This is a genomic window from Geminocystis sp. NIES-3708 (assembly GCF_001548095.1).
Lineage (GTDB): Bacteria > Cyanobacteriota > Cyanobacteriia > Cyanobacteriales > Cyanobacteriaceae > Geminocystis.
The window spans coordinates 3,430,396-3,454,921 of record NZ_AP014815.1; the positions used below are offsets into that span (position 1 = coordinate 3,430,396).

Here is a 24,526-nt window from a genome sequence, read left to right on the forward strand (position 1 = left end):
AAATAATCCAAAAATTAAGTTTAAAGTAAACTTCTTTCGCTATTAATTATTAAATCATCTGATTTTTGTAAACTGTTTATATCTTGATTACCAGTACAAAACAATACAGTTTGAATTTCAGCATTTAGTAATTCTACTAATTCTTCTAATGTCTCCATTGATGTCATTGCTGCTTTTAAAAAAGGATAAGCTAAACCCACTATATCTGCACCTAAAGCTAACAATTTTGCTACATCTAAACCACTACGAATACCACCAGAAGCAATTAAGGGAATATCGGGATATTTTTTAGCAATGTCTTTAACGCAATCAGCAGTAGGGATTCCCCAATTAGCAAAAGTTTTGCCTAATTCTCGTTTTAATTTACTATCACTTCTTTCGCTTTCTACCATTGCCCATGATGTACCACCAGCACCAGCTACGTCAATAGCTTGTATTCCTCTTTCCATTAATTTTTTGGCAATTTTTGCGGAGATACCGTTACCAACTTCTTTGACGATAACAGGTACAGGTAATTTTTCACATATAACGCCAATTTTTACTAATAAATCTTTAAAGTTAGTATCGCCTTCTGATTGGATACATTCTTGTAAAGGATTGAGATGTAAAATTAATCCGTCTGCCTCCAAAATTTCGATTAATTTTAAGCATTCTCGCCATGTATAACCATAATTTAATTGCACTGCCCCAATATTTGCTAATAATAATATATCTGGACAAAGGGATCTTATTTGAAATGTTTTTGCGACTTCTGGTTTTTCGATAATAACACGTCCTGAACCAATACCCATTCCCAGACGATATTTTTGAGCAATAATGGCTAAACGTTGATTAATAATCTGAGCATTTTCTGTGCCTCCTGTCATGGAAGAAATTAAGAGAGGAGAATTTAATTTTTTCCCTAAAAAGTTAGTAGAGATATTTATATTTTCATAGTCTAATTCAGGTAAACAATTATGAATAAAAATATATTTTTCTAATCCATTTTTTACTTCCTTAAATTGTACTTTTTCATCTAAACAAATTTTTATATGATCATCTTTTCTCGTCTGAGTATCAGTTAATTTCCCTATTTCCCATACCCTATCACCCATTGCCTCACCTCATCATTAAACCTAATATTTCTCAGCTTATCAAATTATAACATTGTTTGGCGATCGCCCAATCCTCTTGAGTATGAATAACCAAAATTTTGACGGAAGAATCATCGGTAGCGATATTTTTATCTATACAAAATTGACGATTTTTTTCCTTATCTAATTTAACACCTAAAAAATTAAATTTTTGACACACTTTTTCTCTAATAAAAGCTGAATTTTCTCCTATTCCTGCAGTAAAAACCAACGCATCTAATCCTCCGAGAGAAGGTAAAAAACTGCCAATAACTTCTTGGATACGATGAATATAAATATCAACAGCTAATTTAGCTTGTTTATCACCGTTTTCCATAGCAGTTAAAACCGTACGTAAATCCGCAGAAATGCCAGAAATCCCTAATAATCCTGATTTTTTGTTCAAAATTTGGTCAATTTCGTCTCTATCATAATCATATTCTCTCATAAAATAAGTTAAGATTGCAGGATCGATCGAACCGCTACGACTACCCATCATTAATCCTTCTAGGGGAGTAAAACCCATACTTGTATTAATGCTTTTACCATCTTTGATTGCGGTAATTGAGCAACCGTTACCTAAATGACAAGTAATGATTTTGAGACTATTTAACGGTTTATCAATAATTTCTGCCATGCGTTGAGATACATATTGATGGGAAATACCGTGAAAACCATAACGTTGGATTCCTTCTTTATAATATTGATAAGGAATAGGATAAATTTTGGCATAATCAGGAATAGTACAATGAAAAGCCGTATCAAATACCGCTATTTGCCGAATATCTTTATTTATGGCTTCAATACTATTAATTCCTTTTAAATGCACTGGATTATGATTCGGTGCTAAGGGTATTAATTCTTTGATAGTTGCCTTTACTTCCTCTGTAATGAAAGTCGCTTGATAGTATTTTTTGCCGCCGTGTACTACTCTATGACCAACTACATTTATATCTATTAATTTTTCTATAACTTTATTTTCTCCTTTAATCATTGTATCTAACATAGTTTTAATGCCAGTTTCAACATTATCCATTGGTAACTCAAAGGTATTTTTTTTACCGTTGGCTTGAACTTCTAGTAGTCCATGGTTACTATCAACTGTCCAATCAATCATTCCCTCCCAAAGAGGTTTAAGAGGTAAAATGATATTGTGTAAAGAATTAATTTCATATAAACAACTTTTGTGACTACTTGAACCAGCATTAAGAACTAAGATTTTCATAGTTTAAATTGATGATTTTTGCTTTACTTTCCTTAAACGACTTGATAAACTTCTAACAATTTCTAAAGCAAATAAAGGTGTTTCTTGTAATAAGAATAAAAATCTTTCCCTATTTAATTCCGCTAATTGACAGTCAGTTTTGGCGATAGCAGTAGTCATTCTAGTATGATCTAGTTGTACTAAAGCTCCTTCTCCAAATACATCATGTTCATGAATAGTTTCCACTACTTGACCATTTAGCCATAATTCTACTTCACCTTTCATTAAAGCAAACATTTTTTCTCCTTTGTCTCCCGATGAAAAAATAACTTCTCCAGCGGGAATATTCTGAGTTTTGAGATGATTAAAAAACAGATTAATAACGTCGCTAGGCTCCAACATAAGATAATAATATAAAGTATTAGTATTTTATTGTCTCAGATTAATTAACAATTAGCAATTTTAATAATTCATGATAAATAATTAAAGCTAATTATTATAGAATAAAAGATTATGTAAACGACTTGATAAACTTCTAACAATTTTTAAAGCAAATAAAGGTATTTCTTGTAATAAGAATAAAAATCTTTCCCTATTTAATTCCGCTAATTGATAATCAGTTTTAGCCATAGCTGTGGTAAATCTAGTATGATCTAGTTGTACTAAAGCTCCTTCTCCAAATACATCATGTTCATGAATAGTTTCCACTACTATATCATTAAGAAATAACTCTACTTCTCATTCTATTAAGGCAAACATAATATTTCCATTTTCCCCCTCTTTAAAAATAATCTCTCCCAAGGGAATATTTTTAACGTCCAAATGTTTAAAAAATAATTCAATAATCTCAATTGTTTTTAACACACTCAATAGCTTAGGTTCTATAATTTAAAATTAATAACTAATTAAATTTTTAATTGTTCAGTATCAATTATTTATGATTAAGTATCTTCTCATTTTTAACCTCATTTATGGTTAAGATTTATTTAAGAAAAAGTGATTATTTTATTAAAAGAAGTAGTGGAGATAAGTAAGAAAAAATAATGTAAAATATTGATATAGTATCTTAAAATAAAAGTTGTAAGGTTTTATTTTAAGATATAGTGTTTATTAGCTGTTAGTGATTAACTTTAACGGTATAGTAAAATTTATAGATTTATTTTTTAATCTTCAATTATTCACAAATGATTTAGTATTAAAATAAGCTATTTAAACTTATATTTTGTGGTTGATAATAATGACTTTTAAACGTAGAGAATTTTTAACTTTTTTAGGAGTTGGTATAGCTGCTATTGCTTGTAGTTCAATTTTAAAATCTAATTTAAACGCCAAAACATCTGGGAATGTTAATCATTCTTTTAGTAATTTTAAGCCCATAAAATATCCCATTCCATTAGAAATTAATAATCTTAATAGTCAACAACAAAAAGAAATTTATCAAAGTTATCAAGTCGAAGATGATTTAATCTTACCAGAAGGTTTTAAATATGATGTTATTGCCTCTTGGGGTGATAAAGTTGGAGATTCTCGTTTCGGTTATAATAACGATTATGTTTCTTTTGTTGAAATTAGCCCTAATGAGGGTTTTTTGGTGATAAATTTTGAATATGTAAGTCCGATTCCTTGGTTGCAAACTTACGAAACTGTTATTAATAAATCTCTATCACAAGAGGTTTTGAATATCTTAACAGAAGCAAATCAAAATAGACAGGCTTTAAATATTTTTACTCTTGCCGATGATAACCCTGCCAAATTAAAATTTCAAGAATTTTTTGCAGAATTGTTAATAGATCAAGGTGTTGGTATAATCTCAATTAAAAAAGATAATGATGGTAAATGGCAACGCACTTATAGTAAAAATGATCGCCGTATTACCGGAATTTCAGGCTGGAAAGATAATCGTTACTTATCAGCTACAGGAGCCGCGACAAATATCTTTAAAAAAAGTCAAGGTTTAGGCTATATAGACAATCTAGGCAATAAAATTATTGGTACTTTTGCTAATTGTGCTGGTGGTACTTCACCTTGGGGTACAGTATTCAGTGCTGAAGAAAATTTCCAAAATTATGTCCCTGAAGCTATTATGGCTGATGGTACTTCTTTTTCTCCAGAATTTGAGCCTGTATCAGGTTTGAATGGTCAAGGTAATCCTTTCGGGTTGGCAGGAAATAAATATGGTTGGATGGTAGAAATTGATCCTTCTAACCCTGATGATTATGGCACAAAACATACATGGTTAGGACGTTTTCGTCATGAGGCGGTAACTATTCGAGCGGAAAAAGATCAACCTTTAGTATTTTACTCTGGATGCGATCGTACTGGAGGACATTTATATAAATTTGTATCAAAAGGAAAAGTTATTAATCCCATTCAGAAAAAAAACTCAAAGTTATTAGAAGAAGGAATGTTATACGTTGCAAAAATGTTAGACAACGGAAAGGGAGAATGGATAGCTTTACAACCAGATACTCCTATTAATCCCACAGCTTTAAAAGATTTAGAAGGCGGATTATTAACAATTCCTAATCCTGATAGAAAAAAAGGCGGATTTATTGCCGTGAAAAATCAACAAGAGTTAGAAGATTTTATGACTAAATATCCAAAATTAGAAAATTTATATTTAGGAGAAAACAAAGAAGAAATACAAGGAGTGATTTTAATTGATGCTCATTATGCCGCTAATGTAGTCGGAGGTACTTGTGGAGCTCGTCCTGAAGATGTAGAATTGAATCCTATAGATAATTCTCTGGTTATTGCCTATACAGCAGGAGTAGCAGGAAGTGAAGGTAGTCCAGACAAACGTATTTTCAGCGATAATCAAGGGAAAATGTATCAATATGGTTGTTTGATGCGTCTAAAAGAAACTGATAATAAGCCTGATGCCATGACATTTACATGGGATATTCTCGTAGTAGGTGGTGAACCTTCAAAAGGTGGTATGGGCTTTGCAAATCCTGATAATCTTGAATTCGATGCTAATGGGGATTTATGGATGGTAACGGATATGCCAACAGGGATACAAAACCAACTATCACAAGGTAAAAGAAATACAATAGGAGCATTAGGTAATAATTCTATTTGGTATATACCTCTATCAGGAGAAAACGCAGGAAAAGCTTATCCTTTTGGTATTGTACCAATGGAAGCCGAAGGTACTGGCTTATATTTTACCAAAGATCAAAAAACGCTGTTTTTAGCTATTCAACATCCAGCAGAAATCAGTGGTATGAGAAAAGATAAATCACAAAAAACAACGGAAATATCTATTTTGACGACTGAAGGAGAAGAATTTCAGCAAAAAAGAACGATTCCTCAAGGCTCAAATTGGCCCGATTTACAAACCAATCAACCACCAAAACCTTCTATTGTTGCTATTTATAATAGTAAATTAGGTTGAAAACATATTTTTTTAATCTTCTCTTAACTTAGAGATGTCCAAGAAGAATTATAATTGATTTAATATTTGTATATTAATAAATTTTATTAGTAATAATCAGTTCTAAACTGTAATAATTTTATCAAAAAAAAGCATAAATAAACTACTAATTTATATTCAGTAATTATCTAAAAAATATGAGTAATTTATATTCACAAGAAATAATCGAAGAATCGGTCTTAAGGACTGAAAATGTTGATGTTTATTACGGTTCACATAAAGCCGTTGCAGGAGTTAACTTAGAAATTCCTAAACATAATGCGATCGCTTTTATCGGTCCTTCTGGTTGTGGTAAGAGTACAATTTTGAGATGTTTTAACCGCATGAATGACTTAGTTGCTAGTGCAAAAATTCATGGTAAAATTACTTTTAGAGGAAAAAATATTTACAGCAACAATATTGATCCTGTGAAATTAAGAACAAGTATTGGTATGGTATTTCAAAAACCGAATCCTTTTCCTAAATCTATTTATGAAAATATTGCTTGGGGTGCTAGAATTAACGGTTATAAAGGTAATATGAACGATTTAGTCGAACAATCATTAAAAAAAGCGGCTTTATGGGATGAAGTTAAAGATAAATTACGTCAAAGTGGTTTAGCCTTATCTGGAGGACAACAACAACGTTTATGTATTGCTAGAACGATCGCTATTCAACCTGAGGTTATTTTAATGGATGAACCTTGTTCTGCGTTAGATCCTATTTCAACTTTAAAAGTAGAAGAATCGATACATGAATTAAAACGCAACTATACCATTATTATTGTAACCCATAATATGCAACAAGCCTCAAGGGTGTCTGACTATACTGCTTTTTTTAATGCTAAAAGTATCGAAGGAGGAAGTGGTAAACTAGGCTATTTAGTAGAGTATGATCGCACGGAAAATATATTTCAAAATCCTGTAGAACAGGCTACCCAAGAATATGTAAGTGGACGTTTCGGCTAATAACTAATCATTAAAAGTTAGAAAATCAATCTATAAATCTTACTATATCTGATAACTAGTACCCGCAAAAGTATCACAAATTCAGATAGTGGGATTGATAGGCTTAATAAAAATCAACATTTAATCAAAAGAACTGCTGACGAGTTGTTCTTTTTTTGCATATGGGTTAAGTTTTGACAAACTGGGATGCTAGGATTCGAACCTAGGAATGGCGAGACCAAAACCCGCTGCCTTACCGCTTGGCGACATCCCATCGATTTCGCACATTTATTAATATAACAAAGCTTTAACAAATTTGTCAAGCAATAGATGAAGATTATTCAAGATCAAGTTTTAAGTAAGCTGTAGGGGCAATTCATTAATTATCCCTACTTAAGCCGAATACTTTTTCAGCAAATCCTACTTAATTAACTCACATTGAGCATGATGACGTAAAAGATGATCGCATAACACTAAAGCCACCATTGCTTCTACCATTGGCACTGCTCTAGGTAGTACACAAGGATCATGTCTTCCTTTCGCTGCTAAAGTGGTTTCTTCTCCTTCTTTACTCACTGTATTCTGTTCTTTTCCAATAGTCGCTGTGGGCTTAAATGCAGCTCTGATAACGATATTTTCACCGTTACTGATACCCCCTTGAATACCTCCTGAACGATTAGTCTTAGTACGGGTGTTCCCCTGCTCATCAAGGTAAAATTCGTCGTTGTGTTCACTTCCTGTTAAAGTTGTACCGTGAAAACCCGAACCGATTTCAAAACCTTTAGTGGCAGGTAAAGACATAATCGCCTTAGCCAAATCTGCTTCTAACTTATCGAAAACAGGTTCGCCTAAGCCTACGGGTACATTTCTGACGATACATTCGACAACTCCCCCTAAAGAGTCTTTTTCCTTACGAATATCATCAATCAAATCAATCATTTTTTGCGCACATTCGCCGTCAGGACAGCGTACAATATTACTTTCCACTTGCTCAAGAGTGACAGTATTTTGATCTACCACTGCCTCCAAATTTTTAATACTTTTCACATAAGCGATGACTTCTACTCCAGCTACTTGATGAAGAATTTTTTTGGCGATCGCACCAGCCGCAACTCTACCAATCGTTTCCCGTGCTGAAGATCTACCGCCACCTTGCCAATTACGAATGCCATACTTCCCATCGTAAGTAGCATCAGCATGGGAAGGGCGATATTTTACAGCCATTTCATCATAATCTTGAGATCTAGCATCCTTATTACGGACTAAAATAGCAATAGGAGTACCTAAAGTTTTGCCTTCAAATACTCCTGACATAACTTCGCATAAATCTGATTCGTTGCGAGGAGTTGTAATCTTACTTTGCCCGGGTTTACGGCGATTTAACTCAATTTGAATTTCTTCAGAGGAAATTTCGATAAGGGGAGGGCAACCATCGATAACAACACCAACCCCTCCTCCATGAGATTCTCCAAAAGTTGATACTCTAAATAATGTACCGAAATTACTGCTCATTTAATAATTAAAATTTACGAATAAAATAGTTATTGATTGATATATTTATTTGTTTAAACTTACCATAAAACCCTGCCTTAAAATAAGTGATCGTTTGTAGTTAAGAGCTTTAGCTTATATTGCTTCATTGCTTCAAACTTTCTAAAGTTTACTACAAACATTGATAATTCTTAGATAAAATCATGAAGAATATGACTGTTAGTGTCGAAACTAAATTGAAATGGATAACTGCTAATTGGCAATTAAAACAAATATAAATTTATGAGAGAAATGAGGATAAATTAACTTTAATCAATTTTGTTTAATTCCCTATGCTTGGCAATCAAAACATGAAAAAATAACCTGAAAAAATAGACAAAGTAAAAGGTTAAATATTTTTGTTTCATACATAAATGAGATGCTCTTGTTTAAAACTTGTTCTTGTTTTACTTCTTTTAATAGTGACATCACAACTCAATAAAGCTCCAAAACTGCCTTGTTTATTAATTCTCAATACCTGTTCTGCTATTTCTTTAAAAAGGAAAACATAAATTTTATACTTTATAAGTCCTTAAATTAAATTATCTTATGTGGAGAGGTAATCATTAAATCAATGGAAATGACGTCACATTGACTCATGATCTCAACGTAATTTTGTTGAATAATTTGATTAATGTACTGGGTAATATTCATTCTTATTATTAAGAATTGACATAATTTTTAACAAGATAAAATGTTTGATTTTTTCTAATTTTAGGTTAAATTTTTATCGCAATATTTATTTTTTCTGAAATCTTAAGTTCTGGGTATAATTGATTGTTTAATTGAATTAATAAAATAGGTTTTTTATAAAATTGTTCTTCTTGATTTTCAATAATCAATATATCACTAACTTTTGCATGATATTTTTCAATTTTAAAACATAATATACTATTATCAAAAACATCAATAACTTTTTCTATTTTTTGATAATTATAAATACATTCTTGTTTAATAAATTCTGAATTTAATACTTCTAAAATTGCCTGACAATAAATTTCTAAAAAATCAATATAAGGTTCTAATTCAGAAATACTTAAAATATTATCTAATCTTATTGAACCGTGAGCAATTTCATTTCTTCTCTCAACTAAATCATTTATTTTTTCATATAAAACATCTTTTTGTGTTTTTGCGATTTTCTCTTTTGATAAATCAATTTTATTATTAAGTTGTTCATTATGAATTAATTTGTCATTCAAATCAATACTTAAAATTTTAAATAATTCAACAATTTTATTATGTTTTAAATTACCAGATAATAAAACAAATGCATCTGTATTTATTTGATAATTTGTAGGGTTAACCAGACAAGTATTTAATTTATTTAAAATCTCTTCTTTCTTAATATGTTGATATTTAGCACTCTCTCTACTTATTATTGTATTGATTAGTTTGGCATTGGTGATTTTAGGTATGAAGAAGACTAAAAGAAGGAATTGGTATATCTTTAAATTTGAGATAGTGAATCAATAGTGAAACAGAATACTTTAAAATCTCCATGGATTTTGAATAACATAAAGTTTTTCGATGTACTCTAGCAAGATAATGTCTTAATCTCGTATTTTCTCCCTCCACTCTGGTCATGTATGTTTTACAGATGATTTGGTCGCCCTCAGGAATAAAGTTTCCATAGACTTTCCACCCTTCTGTTACATAAAAATAACAATGCCATTTTTTTACTTGCTCCCACAACGGTCTAAATGTTTTTGCACTTCTATCCCCTATGACCCATTCCAATATACCCTCGTGAAAATGATCTACCGCTGTCCATCGCCAGATTGGTTTTTTTTTGAGCCGACAAAGGTTTGCAATTCATCCAATTCTCCAACTTCTGGTAGCGTTTCTGGATGATAGCTCTGTGGCAAAATTTGACCCACTGCTTTAACCCAAGAGATGATCGTTGTATGATGCACCTGTTTAATCCTCCCAATAGCTCGGAAACCCATACCATTGACGTACATTTTTAAGCATTCTTTTCTGAGATCATCACTATAACCTTTACCACTGAGTTGTTCTGGAGCTATAAATTGTCCGCGACAATGAACACAAATATGATTTTGTTTTCCTTTTTTTATGCCATTTTTATTGATATTCTTGGAGCCACATTCTGGACATTTCATGTTTTTTTACTTCACTTTTTTCCTCTTTCTATCATACCCTCATTCACCAACGCCATTAGTTTTAAAGAAAGTTCAAAATGATTATTTCTAATTTTGTCATCTAATTGATTATAATCTGGTATTAATTTTGCTAAAGAATCAAGATATTCTTTAATCCAAATTTCTACATATTTTTCTATCAATGCATAAAGTGAAATGATAACAGCTTTATATTCAAATATTCGTTTATCTGTTCTAAAATTTTTATCGTGTTCTTTTAAGTTCTCTAGTAATAATTGTATTTGTTTATTATCAGTTTCAGAAATAAAATAATTAGTTAACTCATTTACATATTTAATATGTGTTAAATATTTTCGTACTAGATTAATTTCTCTTGTTAATTCATCTAGGGAAGATATATTCATCAATTTCTACCCAAGTTTATTGAATGTATTGTTGTAAAAAATTATCAAAATAATCAATGCGAAGTTGAATATCTTTTTGATCACTAAATCTACCGTCAAAAAGTTCTCTATTTTTATCTATTAAAAATAATAATTCTTTATCAGAGTACCTTTCTTTTCTGATTATTTCGGCTTTTTTTATAAGATTGGATTTATAACGTAAATATTTTGAAAAAACCTGCATTAAGGGATCATAAACACTTTTTCTAGGAGTTTTAGATTTTTGCATTTTTGCTGGAAGTAAAAACGCACTATTACCAAAAATTGTATAAACTAATTCAATAGTCTCTTTGAAAATAGATTCTAGTTTGTGTAAAACTTCATCAGACAAATTATTTGCTTGTTTAAGATAATCATCTAAAAATTTATCTAAGGATGGGGAAAACTTAAATTTCTCCAAGTGTCTATAAGCAAAAAATCGTAAAACTAATTCCACATCTTCCATTTTTCGATACAACTGTAATCTCTTAAATTTATCTGATTCACCCTCTTGCTTTATTTCATCTTCACTTTTAACGAGTAATTCTTCTACTTCTTTTTGTAAAGGTAGTTTCCACATCTCACGAAATTTATCATTTTCGGCAAGTTTAATACATAATTGATTGATTTATCATTTTCGGCAAGTTTAATACATAATTGATTGGACTTACCATTATATAGAGCATTCCGTGTTTCTTGTGGAGTTAATTTTTCTCCACCACTATTTAATCTTTCAAAAACTATTCTTTTAAGACTTTCGGCTTCTTCTTTAGTTTTTGCAGTCTCTTCTAATAATACAATTGATTATAAATAACGTCTATCAATACCTCTTTTTACTTGTTCAGGTAAATTATTATATTTTCGTCCATTAAGTTCTCGCCAATATTCTAATCCTTTTAACTCAAATCGTCCTTTGTAAAAATCGTATATAGCTGTAAGTCTCTGTTGTCCATCCATAACTTCATAGATAGAATAATCTACCTCATAAAGAAAAATAGGAGGAATGGGTACATTCAGAATGAAGGATTCAATTAAACGAGATTTGCGAATGTCATCCCATCTTTTTCTTCGTTGATATTCAGGATTTAAAAGGTATTTTTTTGTGTCTCCCTGTTTACTATCAAGCATGGTTTCGATGGTATCAAAGGGATAACGAGCCTGTTCGGTGTTCGGTAACAATTCTAATTTCACCCCTTTTGTATTTGTCATTGATTACCTCATCCGTTACCAAAGGCAGGGAAAGATCAGATTTATCTTCAATGATAAATTTTTCACCTTCCATTAGATAGTTATTTAGACTCATACACTTTTTACTAAAATTTTAATTATTTTATTTGCCATAAAAGAATAAATGTAATAAAACTTTAAATCCCCCAAAAAAGAGGGACTTTTTCACTTTTAATAATAGAAAAATTATGCTAAAGCAGGTACAGGGATTCTTAAATGAGGATATAAGGGGAAGCGATCGCACAACGCTTCTACACGTTTAATACAATCTAATCTTACGGCTTCATCTTCTGGGTTTAAAAGTCTGTCAGCGATAATATTCGCAATTTCCGTGAATTCAGCTTCTTTTAAACCTCTGGTGGTTTCCGCCGGTGAGCCTAAACGTAAGCCACTGGTAACAAAAGGAGATTCAGGATCGAAAGGTACAGTATTTTTATTCGCTGTGATGCTGGTTTTACCTAATAACTGATCTGCCACTTTACCAGTCATGCCGATGGAACGCAAATCTACTAAGTTGAGGTGATTATCTGTACCACCAGAAACTAACTTAAAGCCTCTACTTACTAATTGATTTCCTAATGTTTGCGAATTTAAGATAACTTGCTCACAATAGGTTTTAAATTCAGGTTTTAATGCCTCTCCGAAAGCCACTGCTTTACCAGCGATAACGTGTTCTAAAGGGCCTCCTTGAGTACCGGGGAATACCGCTTTATTGAGTTGTTTGCCTAATTCGGCATCACGGGTAAGGATTAAACCGCCTCTAGGTCCTCTTAATGTCTTATGGGTAGTTGTTGTTACGACATCGCAATAAGGCACAGGATTAGGATGTAAACCAGTCGCCACTAAACCAGCAATATGAGCAATATCAGCTAGTAAATATGCACCAACTTCATCGGCAATTTCTCTAAACTTATCAAATTCGATAGTACGAGGATAGGCAGAATAACCGCAAATAATGAGTTTTGGACGTTCTTTTAAAGCAATTTCTCTTATTTGATCATAATCGAGGCGTTCGGTTTCTTTACTTACACCGTATTGGCATACTTCAAACCATTTACCTGAAACGTTTACAGGCGATCCATGGGTTAAATGCCCACCGTGAGACAAATCCATACCCATGATTTTATCACCGGGGTTGAGAAGAGTTAAAAATACGGCAAAATTAGCTTGAGCACCTGAATGGGGTTGTACGTTAGCCATTTCTGCCCCAAATAGCTGTTTTGCTCTTTGAATTGCTAAATCTTCAGCTTGATCTACAAATTTACACCCGCCATAATAACGTTTTCCGGGCAAACCTTCTGCGTATTTATTGGTTAAAACCGAACCCTGTGCCGCCATTACCGCAGGAGAGGTAAAATTTTCACTAGCAATTAATTCTAAATGTCCTCTTTGACGTTGCAACTCGTTAGCAATAATTTCGGCGATAGCTGGATCTGTATCGGCTAAGAATTCTAAATTAGTCTGACTCACGTTAATTTAATTTTTTATATAGATATACCTTATCTATGATAATAGATTGTTGCTTAATCCTTCGACTTGATAGTTTTAATCTTCTTCCCTCAAACACAGAAGAAAACGTCACTAAATTATCAATTAATAAAAGTGCTTGACATCGTAAACTGAAACTGCGATAATAATAGTTTGTGTGAAGTTTAGCTCTATTAAACTCTTGGCTAACGTTATCGTAATCGGAGCCCAATGGGGCGATGAAGGAAAAGGAAAAATAACAGATTTACTCAGTAAATCAGCAGATATGGTGGTTCGCTCTCAAGGGGGCGTAAATGCCGGTCATACTGTGGTTGTAAAAGATCAAACCTTTAAATTACACTTAATTCCGTCAGGTATTTTATACCCTGATACTGAGTGTATTATAGGTTCTGGTACTGTGATAGATCCACAGGAATTATTAGAAGAAATTGACCAACTGGTTAAACTCAATATTTCCACGGATAATTTGTTTATCTCGCAAACTGCTCATGTGACGATGCCTTATCATCGTATTTTAGATCAAGCAGCAGAAGAAAAGCGTGGTAAATATAAGATTGGCACAACGGGAAGGGGTATCGGTCCGACTTATTCGGATAAAGCTGAAAGAATAGGCATTAGAATGCTAGATTTAATCAACTGCGATCGCCATCCTGATAAGTTGGAATGGACTATTAACTATAAAAATGCAGTATTAGAAAAACTCTATGATTTGCCTCCTTTAAATGCAAAAGAGGTTGTCCAAGAGTACATAAAATATGCAGATCGTTTACGTCCTTTTGTCATTGACAGTTCCTTGAAAATTGATCAAGCTGTTAGAAGCAAGAAAAATATCTTGTTTGAGGGAGCCCAGGGTACACTATTAGACTTAGATCATGGTACGTATCCTTATGTTACCTCTTCTAATCCTATTGCTGGTGGTGCTTGTGTCGGTGCTGGTGTTGGTCCAACAATCATTGATCGTATTATTGGAGTGGCAAAAGCCTATACTACCCGTGTCGGAGAAGGACCTTTTCCCACGGAACTAGGTGATGACATTGGTGTTCACTTAGGAGATAAAGGAGCAGAATTTGGGACAACTACAGGTCGTCGTAGGCGTTGTGGTTGGTTTGACGGGGTTATTGGCAGATATGCAGCCCGAATCAATGGTTTAGATTGTCTTGCCATTACTAAATTGGATGTTCTTGATGAGTTAGAAGAAATTCAAGTATGTGTAGCTTATGACATCGATGGTGAAATCTGTCGAGAATTTCCTACTCATGCTACTAAATTCGCTAACTGTAAGCCTATATATAAAACCGTACCCGGATGGCAACAATCCACTAGCCACTGTCAGACTTTAGAGGAATTGCCTCAAAAGGCATTAGATTATTTAAAATTCTTAGCTGAATTGATGGAGTTACCTATTGCGATCGTCTCGGTAGGACCTGGACGAGATCAGACTATTATTATAGAAGATCCTATTCATGGACCTAAAAGAGCGTTATTGTACGCTAATGGTAATCCTGCTCAATCTTAGTCATCTAGCGATCTACAATTGTCAATTATCTATAATGAATTATCTATTGATAGATAAATGTCTATTGTATAATTTATCAATGTATTAATAGTTAATAGTAAATTAATTTCTTTTTGGAAATATCAATAACATTTAAACTTATAAAGAAATCCACAAAGTAAAATGACAATAACATTAGAATGCAAGACAAGATCTGAAGGTAGTAAGCCTAGAGCATTACGCCGTGAAGGTTTTATTCCTGCTAATTTATACGGACATAATGGTGCGGAAGCAATCTCTTTAGTTTTAAGTCAAAAAGAGGCTATTACTTTATTGAAAAATGCTTCTGTCAACAACACTTTAGTTGATTTAGCTATTCCTGAATTGGAATGGAATGGTAAAGTCTTAATTAGAGAAGTACAAACTCATCCTTGGAAACGTAATTTACACCATATTAGTTTCTTTTGTCCTTCAGGGGATAATGATGTAGAAGTAGTTGTACCTTTAAAAATTGTAGGACACTCTGTTGGTATCGCTCAAGGTGGTATTATGGAGCAAATGGTGACTGAAGTTAAAGTTCGTTGTTTACCTACTAATATTCCTCAATATTTAGAAATGGATATTACTAATGTGGATATTGGAAAAAGTTTTTCTGTAGCTAATTTAGTTCTTCCTGAAGGTATTAAAGTCTTAGATGATCCTAATAAGAATATTATTGGTATTGTCGCACCTCGGAAAAAAGGTTAAAACAATTAATAATTGACAATAAGTCATCGATTAATTAGAGTTTTTCTGATAAAGTTCTTAATATTTATATTCAAACTCTAAATAATTGTAATCAAAAAAAGCCGTTTACTAAAATTATTAAAGTAAGCGGTTTTTTATTAATTCTTAAACAAAATTAACTTAATGTTATGAATAATTCATTTTTTAATAATGATAATGATGAAAATAATGATCATTTAGAATATTTAAAAGAACAAGAAGAAATTGAGAATATATCTCCTCAGAAAAAACGAGAATTTTTCAAATTGTTTATTCTTCTTTTAACAGTAGGTTTAATTATTGGTGGGATTGTTTCTTTCGTTTTAATTAAAACTATGTCTAAATTTGGTTTAACAGATAAAACTCCTCAGTTTGAAAGAATTCAAAAATAGATACTTTATTGATAAATATTAAACATAAAATCAATTTTAAATTCTTAAGTAATAAATTATTTTGCTCGTTTGATATAATACAAAAGACACTATTGGAGCAAAATTTATGAAGTTACCTTTGATTCCTCTCTCAATTTTAAGTTTATTAATTATTAGTGCGGTAGTGACAAATCCAGATCAAAAAAAATTTGAAACATTTATTGCGGAAAAAGGAAGTAAAGCAATTAAAGAAGATATTTGTCAAAGTAACTCTCAATCTACAGGTATTTTAGAAAATTTTGCTAGTAAGGCTTGTAATTTGATTGGTGATACCAGTATGGAATTAGTCGCAAGATTTGTGGCTGAAAATACCACCAGACATAATTATTTATTATTTAGTATTTATGAGCTTGATGCCAATATTCATCACTCAAAAACTTTAGGTTTATTTAATAACTTTGTGATTTTAGACGATGGAATGAAGGACTCAAATTAAGTCTTGTAAAATTTTTTACTACGATAGAATACTCAATTGACAAGGAAGGAACATTTAGGATTAAAGTTTAGTCTATTGGTTTATAGCACTAAAATTATTGACTTTAAGAAAGCATATTCACTGATAAATTCATGAATAAAATTCTTGTCAATAAAATTACTATAAGAATTATTTTTATTAGGATAAATAAATTTTTATGAATAAATTAAATAGCCATAAAACTAAAACAGCTTTGTTTCTTGCCCTTACATTTGGTGTTAGTGCAACTTTACCTATTACCTTCTCTTTCGCTAATCCTGCAGTGGTAATGGCTCAAAATTTGCAATTTAATGATGTTTCTGCTAATTATTGGGCGGCTAATTTTATCAATCCTTTGGTACAAAGAGGTGTTATTGCTGGTTTCCCTGATGGTACTTTTCGACCTGATGCACCCGTCACCAGAGCTCAATTTGCGGCAATGGTACAAAAAGCACTACCAAAAAATCAAATTCGCTCTGCTATTAATTTTAATGATGTGCCAAGCAATTATTGGGCTAATAATGCTATCAATAATGCTTATAGTATGGGATTTCTGTCGGGCTATCCCGGACAAATTTTTCGCCCTGAGCAAAATATTCCTAGGGAACAAGTTTTGGTATCATTAGCCAATGGATTGAATTATAATGCGAATCAGGATGTTAATAATACTCTTAACTTTTTTAATGATTCTAATAGTATCTCTAATTTTGCTCGATCGCCAGTAGCCGCTGCCACGGAAAGAGAATTAGTAGTTAATCATCCCAGTTTAAAACAACTAAATCCTGTTCGCAATGCTACCAGAGCAGAAGTTGCCGCTTTTATTTATCAGGCTTTGGTTTCTCAAGGGCAATCACAGGCTATTAATTCAAATTATATTGTCGCTTTAAATCCAACCGTCGTAAGTTATAGTCTTGCTGATGGCACTAGAATCCCCGTCAGTCATGAAGAAGAATCAATTTTATTAACTAAAGATGAAATTGTACCTCTTACTTTAACCGTGACGACTAATATGCTTAATAATGGTGTTGTTATAATTCCCCGTGATAGTAAAATTATCGGCGAATTACGTCCTACAGGTAATGGTACAAGGTTTTATGCTCAAACATTACAGTTAACAAATGGTCAAACTTATAACATAAATGCTTCTTCTCAAGTTATTACTGAAACTACGAGTATTTCTAAAGGTATGAATATCGGTAATTTATTGAAAAATGCAGCTTTAGGCACGGCGGCGGCGGCGGCTATTGCTGGAGTAACAGGAGATAAGGCGATCGCTACTGAAGAATTATTAATTGGTACAGGTGCTGGTATTTTAGCAACATTAATTCCTCAATTTTTTGGATTAAATAAAGTAGATTTATTAGTAGTCAGACCTAATAGTAATTTTAATTTGGTTTTAGAGGAAGAATTGATGATCAATAATTAAAAATTAGTCCTCCATGAAAATATAGCGGTGAGTGAATATCATTCACCTCTACATTTTTAAATCTTCTTTTTTTCCTAGAGTATAGTTATTATTTTGAATTAATTTTTCTAGGCGTTGAACTCTTTTTTGTGGTTGGGGATGACTGGCAAAAAAATCCATGAAATTGTCTTCTTGATTTTTGTTAGATAAACGCTCAAAAAAATCTGTTGCCCCCGCCACATGACCATAATATTTATTTAATAAATTTAACCCAAATTCATCGGCTTTACTTTCTTGATTTTGAGAATATTGTGCGTTAGCTAATATATTAGCGAAATCTGCACCTGATTGTAAAATTTCTACACCACCAAAAAGAGAATTAATGACAATTTTTAATAATAAAATATTTCCCAAACTTCTCAGATGATCTCGATTAGCAAAATGTCCGATTTCATGACTTAAAATCATGACTAATTCATTTTCTGATTTTACTTCTTTTAATAACCCTTCATAAATAATAATAATATCTCCCGGAATTGCTAAAGCATTAACAGTATTTTCAGGAATATATAAAACTTTATAATCTCTTTTGTAATTAGTATTTTCTGGTAATAAATTTTCTAAATTATCAACTATTTTATTTAATTTTATTTCTGTTGTTGATGACTCACTTTTTTGTTTAAATTCGTCTGTAATTAAATTTCCTATTTTTTGCTCTACATTGACAGGAATAAAGTTTACTATCTGATTAATTATTACAAATAATGCTAACACAATAGATAATCCTAAACCACCAAATAAGATTAATAATGTTAATAATTGTCTATTATTTACTTCGGGACTATTTTTACTAATAGGAGAAGAATAAGGCATTATATAAATTAACCCAAAATTATTAAATTTAACTTTTAACAGGACGAAAAGGATTAAGAAAATTAAGTAAAGAATACAAATTACGAGATTGTAACCATAACTTTCCACTACCCCTAAAACGACAAACTAAACCCTCACCGCCCAAAATTCCTGTTTTTAAACTACGAAAAGATAAACCGCCAATCATCTCGACATTATAATTAAGAGTATCTTCAAAAGCGACAATATAACCAGTATCGACAATATAACTTCCTTTAACCTCAATTTCGATAATAGCACCATAAGAACTAAACCAAAAATCACCAATTCCTGTTGCTTTTAATAAGAATAAAGATTCACCACTAAAAAACCCTTTAAAACCTTGAAATTTGGTGTCAATTTCGACAGTGGGGCTACAGGCAACAAAACCAGAAGATTGCACCATTAAACCACAATTACCGTTTAAATAATAATAGCTAATATCACCGGGTACACCGGGTGAAATATATAATTCTCCAGAGGTTTTTTTAGCAGTAAATTCACTTAAAAATAAAGATTCTCCACCAAACATTCTCGTAACACTTTTGCCTAAACCGCCACGCATTTTTGACTTCATTTCGATACAGGAATCCATAGCCGCCATGCCTCCTGCTTCAACGATTACCGTTTGATTTGGTTGAAGATCTAAAATCAAAAAACCATAAGCTGGATTATGTTCAATTCGATATTTTATTTCTGATTTATTCAACATATAAAAATTCTATTTGAAAATAATAAATAATTAATATTGTTTTGTTACTAATCAATCTCTCCCTCTCCCTGTCTTCCCCTTCTCCTACTTCTTTATCTTGGTGGTAATTGTAAACCAATTAAACTGCCAAAACTACCCGGATTGTGAGTTTGACAAAATATTTTTCCTTTTCCGTGGAAACGACAAACTAAGCCTTCACCTCCTAAAAATGAACCTAATAAACTACTTCCTGCTTTACTTATTTTAAAATCTAAAGTTTTCTCAAATGCAACAATATGTCCTGTATCAACGATATATTCTCCATCAACATCTATTTCATAAATACCGCCGAAAGAACTTAGAATTACAGGTCCAAATCCTGTTATATTTAACCAAAAAACAGATTCCCCTGAAAAGAGGGATTTTAAGCCTTGAAATCCTAACTCTATGTTAACTCCAGAAGCACAAGCTAAGTAAGACCCTGATTGAACTACTAATTCTTTACCTGTCATTTCATAGACAATAATATCGCCAAGAAAGCGAGGTGCTAAAAAAATTTCACCATCAGGCTGGTAACAACGGAAAACGCTTAAAAATAATGATTCCCCCGCCATCATTCTTTTTAAACCACCTAAAACACCTCCTCCTTTTCCTTGTCTTAAAGTGGTGCTAACGTTGATAAAATCGCTCATAGCAACCATTGTACCCGCTTCAGCGATCAATTCTTCTTGGGCATTCATGGTCACTTTAGCGATCGCACTATCAGGTTGTTGTAAAATTTGTATATCCATAAATTATCTAACCTTGGGGCGTAAAAAACCGACTAAACCACTGACACTGCGAGATTGTATTAAAATATTACCTTTGCCTTTGAGCTTAGTTACAAAGCCTTCACCAGAGGTAATGGAAGATAATAAACCACCAGATAAACCGACATTTAGTTTTATGTTAGAGTCATAGCCAAGAAGATGACTGCTATCAACGATAAACTCGCCGTTAATTTCTTTATGAGTAATACCACCGTAACCACCGAATAAAACTCTTCCTTTGCCGCTAAATTGTAGTTTAAATAACCCTTCTCCAGCAAACCAACTGGCAAAACCAGCCCATTTAACTCCCATTTTAGCCCCTCCAGCATGGGCAATATATGCTCCAGCTTCTAAACAAATGCTTTTACCATCTAATTTCAAGGCTTCGATATCCCCAATAACTGACTGAGTTAATACAAGATTCAATGGACGACTGGTTTTATTCTGAAAAACATTAACAAATAAAGATTCTCCACCAAAAAATTTGCGTATCAAAGCGGGAAATAAACCGCCAGAAAATTCTGTTGTCATAGTTATATTGGCATCCATGCTAACCATTGCACCAGCTTCGGCTGTAATTTTTTCTTTTGGTTCTAAAGTTACAAAGATGGCAGCAAAAGCAGGACGATAGCGAATATCATATTTCATGATTTAAACGATAACTATCATAGTTTGTTATCATCTTAATTCATTTATTTCAATAAAAAAATAAAAAAAATATTAAAATTAAAAATAATTCATAAAATCTAGTCTAATTTGATAATATGATAAATATAAAAATTGAACTATATATTAGATAATATAACTAATGTATTATCTATAATTTATAACCTAAAAATATAGAAGGTTTACCCCAAATAACTGTTTCTTTAGTATAAATTACCATACCAGGTTTAGCCCCTTTAGGTTTATAAACATGATTCGGTTTCGTATAAATTACAGGTACTTGATCGCTTTCTCTTCCTTGACTATAATAAGCGGTTAAATTAGCTGTATATTGTAAATCTTGATCATCAGGAACATCACCAGCACTTAATCGTAATAAAACATGAGATCCTGAAATTTCCTGAGCATGAAACCATAAATCATAATCAGTGGCAGTGCGAAAAGTAAGAATATCATTTTGACGATTATTGCGCCCAATTAAAACTTCATAACCTGATGGAGTTTGATAGCGTCTAGGATTAGATTCTTCTATATTATTATTTCCTCGATATTGACTATCTTCGATGTATTTTTGACTAATTAATTCTGTTTTTATTTCTTGTAAAGTTATTAAATCTTCTGTTTCTTGATAGTCTAATTGAGTTAAAATTGTAGCGATTTGTTGTAAATAATTAACTTCGTTTTTGACCTCTTCTAATAAAGGTTGTACCGCTAGTTTTGCCCGTTTTAACTTCTGATTTTGTTTATATAAACCTTGAGCATTTTGAATAATATTTTTATCTGGTGCGAGATTAATTTTTATGGGTTCATTAGTAGTAAAATCATTGACAATTATTTCTTTCATCCCCAGTTGCCATTGATGTAGGTTAGCCATTAATAAATCAGCTTTATTACTATAAACTTCGCAATTATCAGAGTCGTGTAATTTTTCTTTATATTTATCTCTTTTAACAATTAATTTACTTACAATATTTTTAATTTTTTGTTGTAATTGTAGCTTTAATTGAGTAAAATTTTCTTTATACAATTCTTGATTATAATAATCGTTTAAAATTTTATGTAAATCTTCATTATTTTCTTCATCTACTAAAACTGTATATCCTTTCTTTGTTTTTTGACAATTAAATGATTTATTTTGAATAACTTGTAACCAATTTTGCCAATTTTTATATAAAATTTCCCATTCTTCTTGAGTTAATTCTTGATTAGATTTTTCTAGTAAAATATTTGAGCGAGTCAGTAAATCTTGAGCGATAATAGGGCTAACTCCTCGATAAGTTTTAATCAGTTGTTTATCAATTCTGCCCGGAATTAAAGTTACTTTTTCTTGCCATTTTTCCAAACATTCTGTTAATTTTGGTGTTTCTCCCGTTAAAGCTGGAGGTAGTTGATAAAATTGGCTAGTTTCTACCGTGCGCAAACTAGATTTATCGGCAGTAACTTGTTTGGCAACGGTGATAATTTGGTTATCCGCAGAAGTAAGAATAACATTGCTATATTTACCCATTATTTCTACAAATAAATGATGTATTGGTGCTTCATTTGGACGTTTTGCAAACTGAAAATCAATCACTCTTTCCCAATCCGTAACAATTTTCACCCCAATTAAAGCATAACCGTTAATAAGATGTCGTAATTGTTCACTAAAAGTAAAAGTATCTTTACCACGAGGGGGAGAATTTCCGATGCAAATTCTGGCGGCTTGAGGATGCCATGACACCGTTAACCATGCTTTATGATTGAGACTACGTAAACAAAGACTGATGGTATGGCGATCGATTTGATATATTTGCTCTAACCTAGAAGGAATATAATTATTTTGAAGAGAATGACAAATAGCCACAAGAGTCGTATAGTCAACTGGTTGCATAATCAGTGAAATTTTTTACAGGTATTAGCTATCAGCTATAAGGTAGAGTAAGACTTACAGATTTATTTTTTAATCTTTAATTATTCATAAATAATTTAGTAGGATTACTATATTTTAAGATCTGTTTTAGCTTAATTAGGTTTTGGATATGAAAATTAGAAGTCTTTAGAAATCAAAAATTGAAGAATAAAACAATCAATTAAAAAGCCTGAATCCACTCTTTGATTTTATATTCTGTCCAAATACCATTTTGCCAATAAGGATCAGATTCAACCAAATTTCTGACTATTTCTTCATTTTCAGCTTCATAAATACCAAATACTTGACTATTATCTTTAGTTGGACCTAGAGTTATTAAAATACCTGATTCTTTTTGTTTTCCTAATCCTTCTAAATGAGCAGAGCGATAGGGTCTTCTTTTTTCCAAAGCATTGTCACAATAACTACCGAATAAAATATATTTAGCCATCTCGTAAATTCAATTTAATTATTATTTGTTAATAGTTAATTGTCTCATAAAATTAAGCAGCGAAGGATTTACCACAACCACAGGTTTGATTCGCATTGGGGTTAGTGAATTGAAAACCTCCTCCAATCATTGCATTACTATAATCTAAAACTAAACCGTATAAAAACAATAAACTTTTGCGATCGCAGATTATTTTAAAACCATCGTAATCAAAAACATCATCATGTTCAGTAATATTACTTGTACTTTCAAAATCCATAAGGTAAGACATCCCAGAACAACCACCCTGTCTAACTCCTACCCTTAAACAGAGATCTTCGTTACCCTGCTGTTGTCTTAACATTAAAACGTGTTTGAGGGCATTTTCGGTTAATTGAATGCCTTTAGTAACGGCTACTGCTTGTGTCATAAACTTCAATTATTAACTTTGGTTTTCTTACTATTCTACACTTTATATTTCTCAACCGAGAGAAGAAAAGTAAACTTTAGACTGAATTGGATCTGGATTCATGGTTTTGTCTCCTTCTTGCCAATCCACAGGACATACTTCATTATCATGAGATTGCACATATTGAATGGCTTTTAATACCCTTAAAGTTTCGTCAATACTACGACCAAAAGAAAGATTATTCACTGTCATATACTGAATAAAACCTTGAGGATCAATAATAAATAAGCCTCTTAAAGCCACTCCTGCATTAGGTTCTAAAACATTATATTCTATACTAATTTCTTTTTTCAAATCAGAAATTAAAGGATATTCAATGTCACCAATACCCCCTTGTTTTCTCTCAGTTTGAATCCATGCTAAGTGTGCAAATTCACTATCAACGGATATTCCTAAAATTTGGGTGTTTAAACTCTGAAATTCGCTATGGCGATCGCTAAAAGCAATAATTTCTGTGGGACAAACAAAAGTAAAATCAAGGGGATAGAAAAACAAAACAACATATTTACCTAAATAATCAGACAGTTTAACAACCTTAAATTGTTGATCAATAACCGCTGTAGCAGTAAAATCTGGTGCTTTTTGTCCTACTTGAATGTTCATTTTGAAATTGAATAATAGATCACTGATAATTCTAGCCTTTAGTTCTGAGACAATTCAAATC

At 31.9% G+C, this 24,526-nt stretch carries 26 protein-coding genes and 1 tRNA gene; 7 read left to right on the forward strand and 20 right to left on the reverse strand.

The genetic code is table 11. From position 1 onward, the window contains the following. Positions 1 to 20: 20 nt before the first annotated feature. The 4 genes from fni to GM3708_RS19480 form a co-directional block, all read right to left on the reverse strand. The gene (gene fni, locus GM3708_RS15000; RefSeq protein ID WP_066348633.1) at positions 21 to 1,094 is read right to left on the reverse strand and encodes a type 2 isopentenyl-diphosphate Delta-isomerase; all 1,074 of its coding nucleotides are present in this window, start codon (positions 1,092 to 1,094) and stop codon (positions 21 to 23) included. Positions 1,095 to 1,125: 31 nt separating this feature from the next. After that, the gene (locus tag GM3708_RS15005) at positions 1,126 to 2,337 is read right to left on the reverse strand and encodes an acetate/propionate family kinase (protein ID WP_066348635.1); all 1,212 of its coding nucleotides are present in this window, start codon (positions 2,335 to 2,337) and stop codon (positions 1,126 to 1,128) included. A gap of 3 nt (positions 2,338 to 2,340) precedes the next feature. Further along, positions 2,341 to 2,718 carry a cyclic nucleotide-binding domain-containing protein gene (locus GM3708_RS15010; RefSeq protein WP_066348638.1) on the reverse strand — a complete coding sequence of 126 codons (378 nt, stop codon included), beginning with the start codon at positions 2,716 to 2,718 and terminating at the stop codon, positions 2,341 to 2,343. Between the two features lie 87 nt (positions 2,719 to 2,805). Further along, complete coding sequence (locus GM3708_RS19480) at positions 2,806 to 3,024, reverse strand: hypothetical protein (RefSeq protein ID WP_231932964.1); 219 nt, start codon at positions 3,022 to 3,024, stop codon at positions 2,806 to 2,808. 529 nt (positions 3,025 to 3,553) lie between these two features. Between GM3708_RS19480 and GM3708_RS15020 the strand changes: the two genes are divergently transcribed. Both GM3708_RS15020 and pstB read left to right on the forward strand, forming a co-directional pair. Next, positions 3,554 to 5,713, forward strand: coding sequence for a PhoX family phosphatase (locus tag GM3708_RS15020; protein WP_066348639.1), 2,160 nt, complete (start codon positions 3,554 to 3,556; stop codon positions 5,711 to 5,713). 176 nt (positions 5,714 to 5,889) lie between these two features. Further along, positions 5,890 to 6,699, forward strand: coding sequence for a phosphate ABC transporter ATP-binding protein PstB (pstB, locus tag GM3708_RS15025; protein ID WP_066348646.1), 810 nt, complete (start codon positions 5,890 to 5,892; stop codon positions 6,697 to 6,699). Positions 6,700 to 6,880: 181 nt separating this feature from the next. On the opposite strand, the gene GM3708_RS15030 is transcribed toward pstB, so the two are convergent. The 8 genes from GM3708_RS15030 to glyA all read right to left on the reverse strand — a co-directional run bounded on the left by GM3708_RS15030 (position 6,881) and on the right by glyA (position 13,450). Then, positions 6,881 to 6,952: transfer RNA gene (locus tag GM3708_RS15030), tRNA-Gln, on the reverse strand. Between the two features lie 146 nt (positions 6,953 to 7,098). After that, positions 7,099 to 8,190, reverse strand: coding sequence for a chorismate synthase (gene aroC, locus GM3708_RS15035; protein WP_066348647.1), 1,092 nt, complete (start codon positions 8,188 to 8,190; stop codon positions 7,099 to 7,101). Positions 8,191 to 8,927: 737 nt separating this feature from the next. Then, entirely contained in the window at positions 8,928 to 9,671 is a 744-nt protein-coding gene (locus GM3708_RS18750) for an MAE_28990/MAE_18760 family HEPN-like nuclease (RefSeq protein ID WP_158505886.1), read from the reverse strand. Continuing rightward, positions 9,619 to 10,331, reverse strand: a protein-coding gene (locus GM3708_RS18110) for an IS1 family transposase (protein ID WP_144439327.1) whose coding sequence is annotated in 2 segments (ribosomal slippage) — positions 9,619 to 9,992 and positions 9,992 to 10,331 — 714 coding nt in all. Because the reading frame shifts where the segments join, the coding sequence is not laid out codon by codon here. Before GM3708_RS18110 ends, GM3708_RS18750 begins: the two co-directional genes overlap by 53 nt. Positions 10,332 to 10,342: 11 nt before the next feature. Beyond that, complete coding sequence (locus tag GM3708_RS15055) at positions 10,343 to 10,735, reverse strand: HEPN domain-containing protein (protein WP_066348654.1); 393 nt, start codon at positions 10,733 to 10,735, stop codon at positions 10,343 to 10,345. Positions 10,736 to 10,751: 16 nt separating this feature from the next. Then, positions 10,752 to 11,333 carry a hypothetical protein gene (locus GM3708_RS19090; RefSeq protein WP_197671671.1) on the reverse strand — a complete coding sequence of 194 codons (582 nt, stop codon included), beginning with the start codon at positions 11,331 to 11,333 and terminating at the stop codon, positions 10,752 to 10,754. A 224-nt stretch (positions 11,334 to 11,557) separates the two neighbouring features. Further along, positions 11,558 to 11,962: a DUF262 domain-containing protein gene (locus GM3708_RS19095; RefSeq protein WP_197671672.1), complete on the reverse strand. Its 405-nt coding sequence runs from the start codon at positions 11,960 to 11,962 to the stop codon at positions 11,558 to 11,560. 204 nt (positions 11,963 to 12,166) lie between these two features. Beyond that, entirely contained in the window at positions 12,167 to 13,450 is a 1,284-nt protein-coding gene (gene glyA, locus GM3708_RS15065; RefSeq protein ID WP_066348655.1) for a serine hydroxymethyltransferase, read from the reverse strand. Between the two features lie 199 nt (positions 13,451 to 13,649). On the opposite strand from glyA, the gene GM3708_RS15070 reads away from it, so the two are divergent. From GM3708_RS15070 to GM3708_RS15090, 5 genes are all read left to right on the forward strand, one after another. Then, complete coding sequence (locus tag GM3708_RS15070) at positions 13,650 to 14,984, forward strand: adenylosuccinate synthase (RefSeq protein WP_066348656.1); 1,335 nt, start codon at positions 13,650 to 13,652, stop codon at positions 14,982 to 14,984. 162 nt (positions 14,985 to 15,146) lie between these two features. After that, positions 15,147 to 15,710, forward strand: a complete 564-nt coding sequence (locus GM3708_RS15075) for a 50S ribosomal protein L25/general stress protein Ctc (RefSeq protein ID WP_066348657.1) — start codon at positions 15,147 to 15,149, stop codon at positions 15,708 to 15,710. A gap of 167 nt (positions 15,711 to 15,877) precedes the next feature. Continuing rightward, complete coding sequence (locus tag GM3708_RS15080) at positions 15,878 to 16,120, forward strand: hypothetical protein (protein ID WP_066348659.1); 243 nt, start codon at positions 15,878 to 15,880, stop codon at positions 16,118 to 16,120. A 106-nt stretch (positions 16,121 to 16,226) separates the two neighbouring features. After that, positions 16,227 to 16,595, forward strand: coding sequence for a DUF4359 domain-containing protein (locus GM3708_RS15085; protein WP_066348660.1), 369 nt, complete (start codon positions 16,227 to 16,229; stop codon positions 16,593 to 16,595). A 196-nt stretch (positions 16,596 to 16,791) separates the two neighbouring features. Then, complete coding sequence (locus GM3708_RS15090) at positions 16,792 to 18,039, forward strand: S-layer homology domain-containing protein (protein ID WP_066348669.1); 1,248 nt, start codon at positions 16,792 to 16,794, stop codon at positions 18,037 to 18,039. A gap of 48 nt (positions 18,040 to 18,087) precedes the next feature. On the opposite strand, the gene GM3708_RS15095 is transcribed toward GM3708_RS15090, so the two are convergent. The 8 genes from GM3708_RS15095 to GM3708_RS15130 form a co-directional block, all read right to left on the reverse strand. Beyond that, positions 18,088 to 18,891, reverse strand: coding sequence for a M48 family metallopeptidase (locus GM3708_RS15095; protein ID WP_071827629.1), 804 nt, complete (start codon positions 18,889 to 18,891; stop codon positions 18,088 to 18,090). Between the two features lie 28 nt (positions 18,892 to 18,919). After that, a complete protein-coding gene (locus GM3708_RS15100; protein WP_066348671.1) occupies positions 18,920 to 19,621 on the reverse strand; it encodes a TIGR00266 family protein in 702 nt (233 codons plus the stop codon). A gap of 92 nt (positions 19,622 to 19,713) precedes the next feature. Continuing rightward, positions 19,714 to 20,391, reverse strand: a complete 678-nt coding sequence (locus tag GM3708_RS15105; protein WP_066348673.1) for a TIGR00266 family protein — start codon at positions 20,389 to 20,391, stop codon at positions 19,714 to 19,716. Between the two features lie 3 nt (positions 20,392 to 20,394). Then, positions 20,395 to 21,057, reverse strand: coding sequence for a TIGR00266 family protein (locus tag GM3708_RS15110; RefSeq protein ID WP_066348675.1), 663 nt, complete (start codon positions 21,055 to 21,057; stop codon positions 20,395 to 20,397). 169 nt (positions 21,058 to 21,226) lie between these two features. Next, positions 21,227 to 22,945, reverse strand: coding sequence for an NFACT family protein (locus tag GM3708_RS15115; RefSeq protein ID WP_066348677.1), 1,719 nt, complete (start codon positions 22,943 to 22,945; stop codon positions 21,227 to 21,229). Positions 22,946 to 23,144: 199 nt separating this feature from the next. Further along, the gene (locus GM3708_RS15120; protein ID WP_066348678.1) at positions 23,145 to 23,414 is read right to left on the reverse strand and encodes a YciI family protein; all 270 of its coding nucleotides are present in this window, start codon (positions 23,412 to 23,414) and stop codon (positions 23,145 to 23,147) included. A 52-nt stretch (positions 23,415 to 23,466) separates the two neighbouring features. Continuing rightward, positions 23,467 to 23,823 carry an iron-sulfur cluster assembly accessory protein gene (locus tag GM3708_RS15125; protein WP_066348680.1) on the reverse strand — a complete coding sequence of 119 codons (357 nt, stop codon included), beginning with the start codon at positions 23,821 to 23,823 and terminating at the stop codon, positions 23,467 to 23,469. 51 nt (positions 23,824 to 23,874) lie between these two features. Further along, a complete protein-coding gene (locus GM3708_RS15130) occupies positions 23,875 to 24,465 on the reverse strand; it encodes a peroxiredoxin (RefSeq protein WP_066348681.1) in 591 nt (196 codons plus the stop codon). Between the last annotated feature and the right edge of the window lie 61 nt (positions 24,466 to 24,526).

Coding starts and splice junctions, on each gene's coding strand:
- fni (WP_066348633.1), bottom strand. CDS start 1,094: ATGGGTGATAGGGTATGGGAAATAGGGAAATTAACTGATACTCAGACG.
- GM3708_RS15005 (WP_066348635.1), bottom strand. CDS start 2,337: ATGAAAATCTTAGTTCTTAATGCTGGTTCAAGTAGTCACAAAAGTTGT.
- GM3708_RS15010 (WP_066348638.1), bottom strand. CDS start 2,718: ATGTTGGAGCCTAGCGACGTTATTAATCTGTTTTTTAATCATCTCAAA.
- GM3708_RS15020 (WP_066348639.1), top strand. CDS start 3,554: ATGACTTTTAAACGTAGAGAATTTTTAACTTTTTTAGGAGTTGGTATA.
- pstB (WP_066348646.1), top strand. CDS start 5,890: ATGAGTAATTTATATTCACAAGAAATAATCGAAGAATCGGTCTTAAGG.
- aroC (WP_066348647.1), bottom strand. CDS start 8,190: ATGAGCAGTAATTTCGGTACATTATTTAGAGTATCAACTTTTGGAGAA.
- GM3708_RS15055 (WP_066348654.1), bottom strand. CDS start 10,735: ATGAATATATCTTCCCTAGATGAATTAACAAGAGAAATTAATCTAGTA.
- GM3708_RS19090 (WP_197671671.1), bottom strand. CDS start 11,333: ATGTGGAAACTACCTTTACAAAAAGAAGTAGAAGAATTACTCGTTAAA.
- GM3708_RS19095 (WP_197671672.1), bottom strand. CDS start 11,962: ATGACAAATACAAAAGGGGTGAAATTAGAATTGTTACCGAACACCGAA.
- GM3708_RS15075 (WP_066348657.1), top strand. CDS start 15,147: ATGACAATAACATTAGAATGCAAGACAAGATCTGAAGGTAGTAAGCCT.
- GM3708_RS15080 (WP_066348659.1), top strand. CDS start 15,878: ATGAATAATTCATTTTTTAATAATGATAATGATGAAAATAATGATCAT.
- GM3708_RS15085 (WP_066348660.1), top strand. CDS start 16,227: ATGAAGTTACCTTTGATTCCTCTCTCAATTTTAAGTTTATTAATTATT.
- GM3708_RS15090 (WP_066348669.1), top strand. CDS start 16,792: ATGAATAAATTAAATAGCCATAAAACTAAAACAGCTTTGTTTCTTGCC.
- GM3708_RS15095 (WP_071827629.1), bottom strand. CDS start 18,891: ATGCCTTATTCTTCTCCTATTAGTAAAAATAGTCCCGAAGTAAATAAT.
- GM3708_RS15100 (WP_066348671.1), bottom strand. CDS start 19,621: ATGTTGAATAAATCAGAAATAAAATATCGAATTGAACATAATCCAGCT.
- GM3708_RS15105 (WP_066348673.1), bottom strand. CDS start 20,391: ATGGATATACAAATTTTACAACAACCTGATAGTGCGATCGCTAAAGTG.
- GM3708_RS15110 (WP_066348675.1), bottom strand. CDS start 21,057: ATGAAATATGATATTCGCTATCGTCCTGCTTTTGCTGCCATCTTTGTA.
- GM3708_RS15115 (WP_066348677.1), bottom strand. CDS start 22,945: ATGCAACCAGTTGACTATACGACTCTTGTGGCTATTTGTCATTCTCTT.
- GM3708_RS15120 (WP_066348678.1), bottom strand. CDS start 23,414: ATGGCTAAATATATTTTATTCGGTAGTTATTGTGACAATGCTTTGGAA.
- GM3708_RS15125 (WP_066348680.1), bottom strand. CDS start 23,823: ATGACACAAGCAGTAGCCGTTACTAAAGGCATTCAATTAACCGAAAAT.
- GM3708_RS15130 (WP_066348681.1), bottom strand. CDS start 24,465: ATGAACATTCAAGTAGGACAAAAAGCACCAGATTTTACTGCTACAGCG.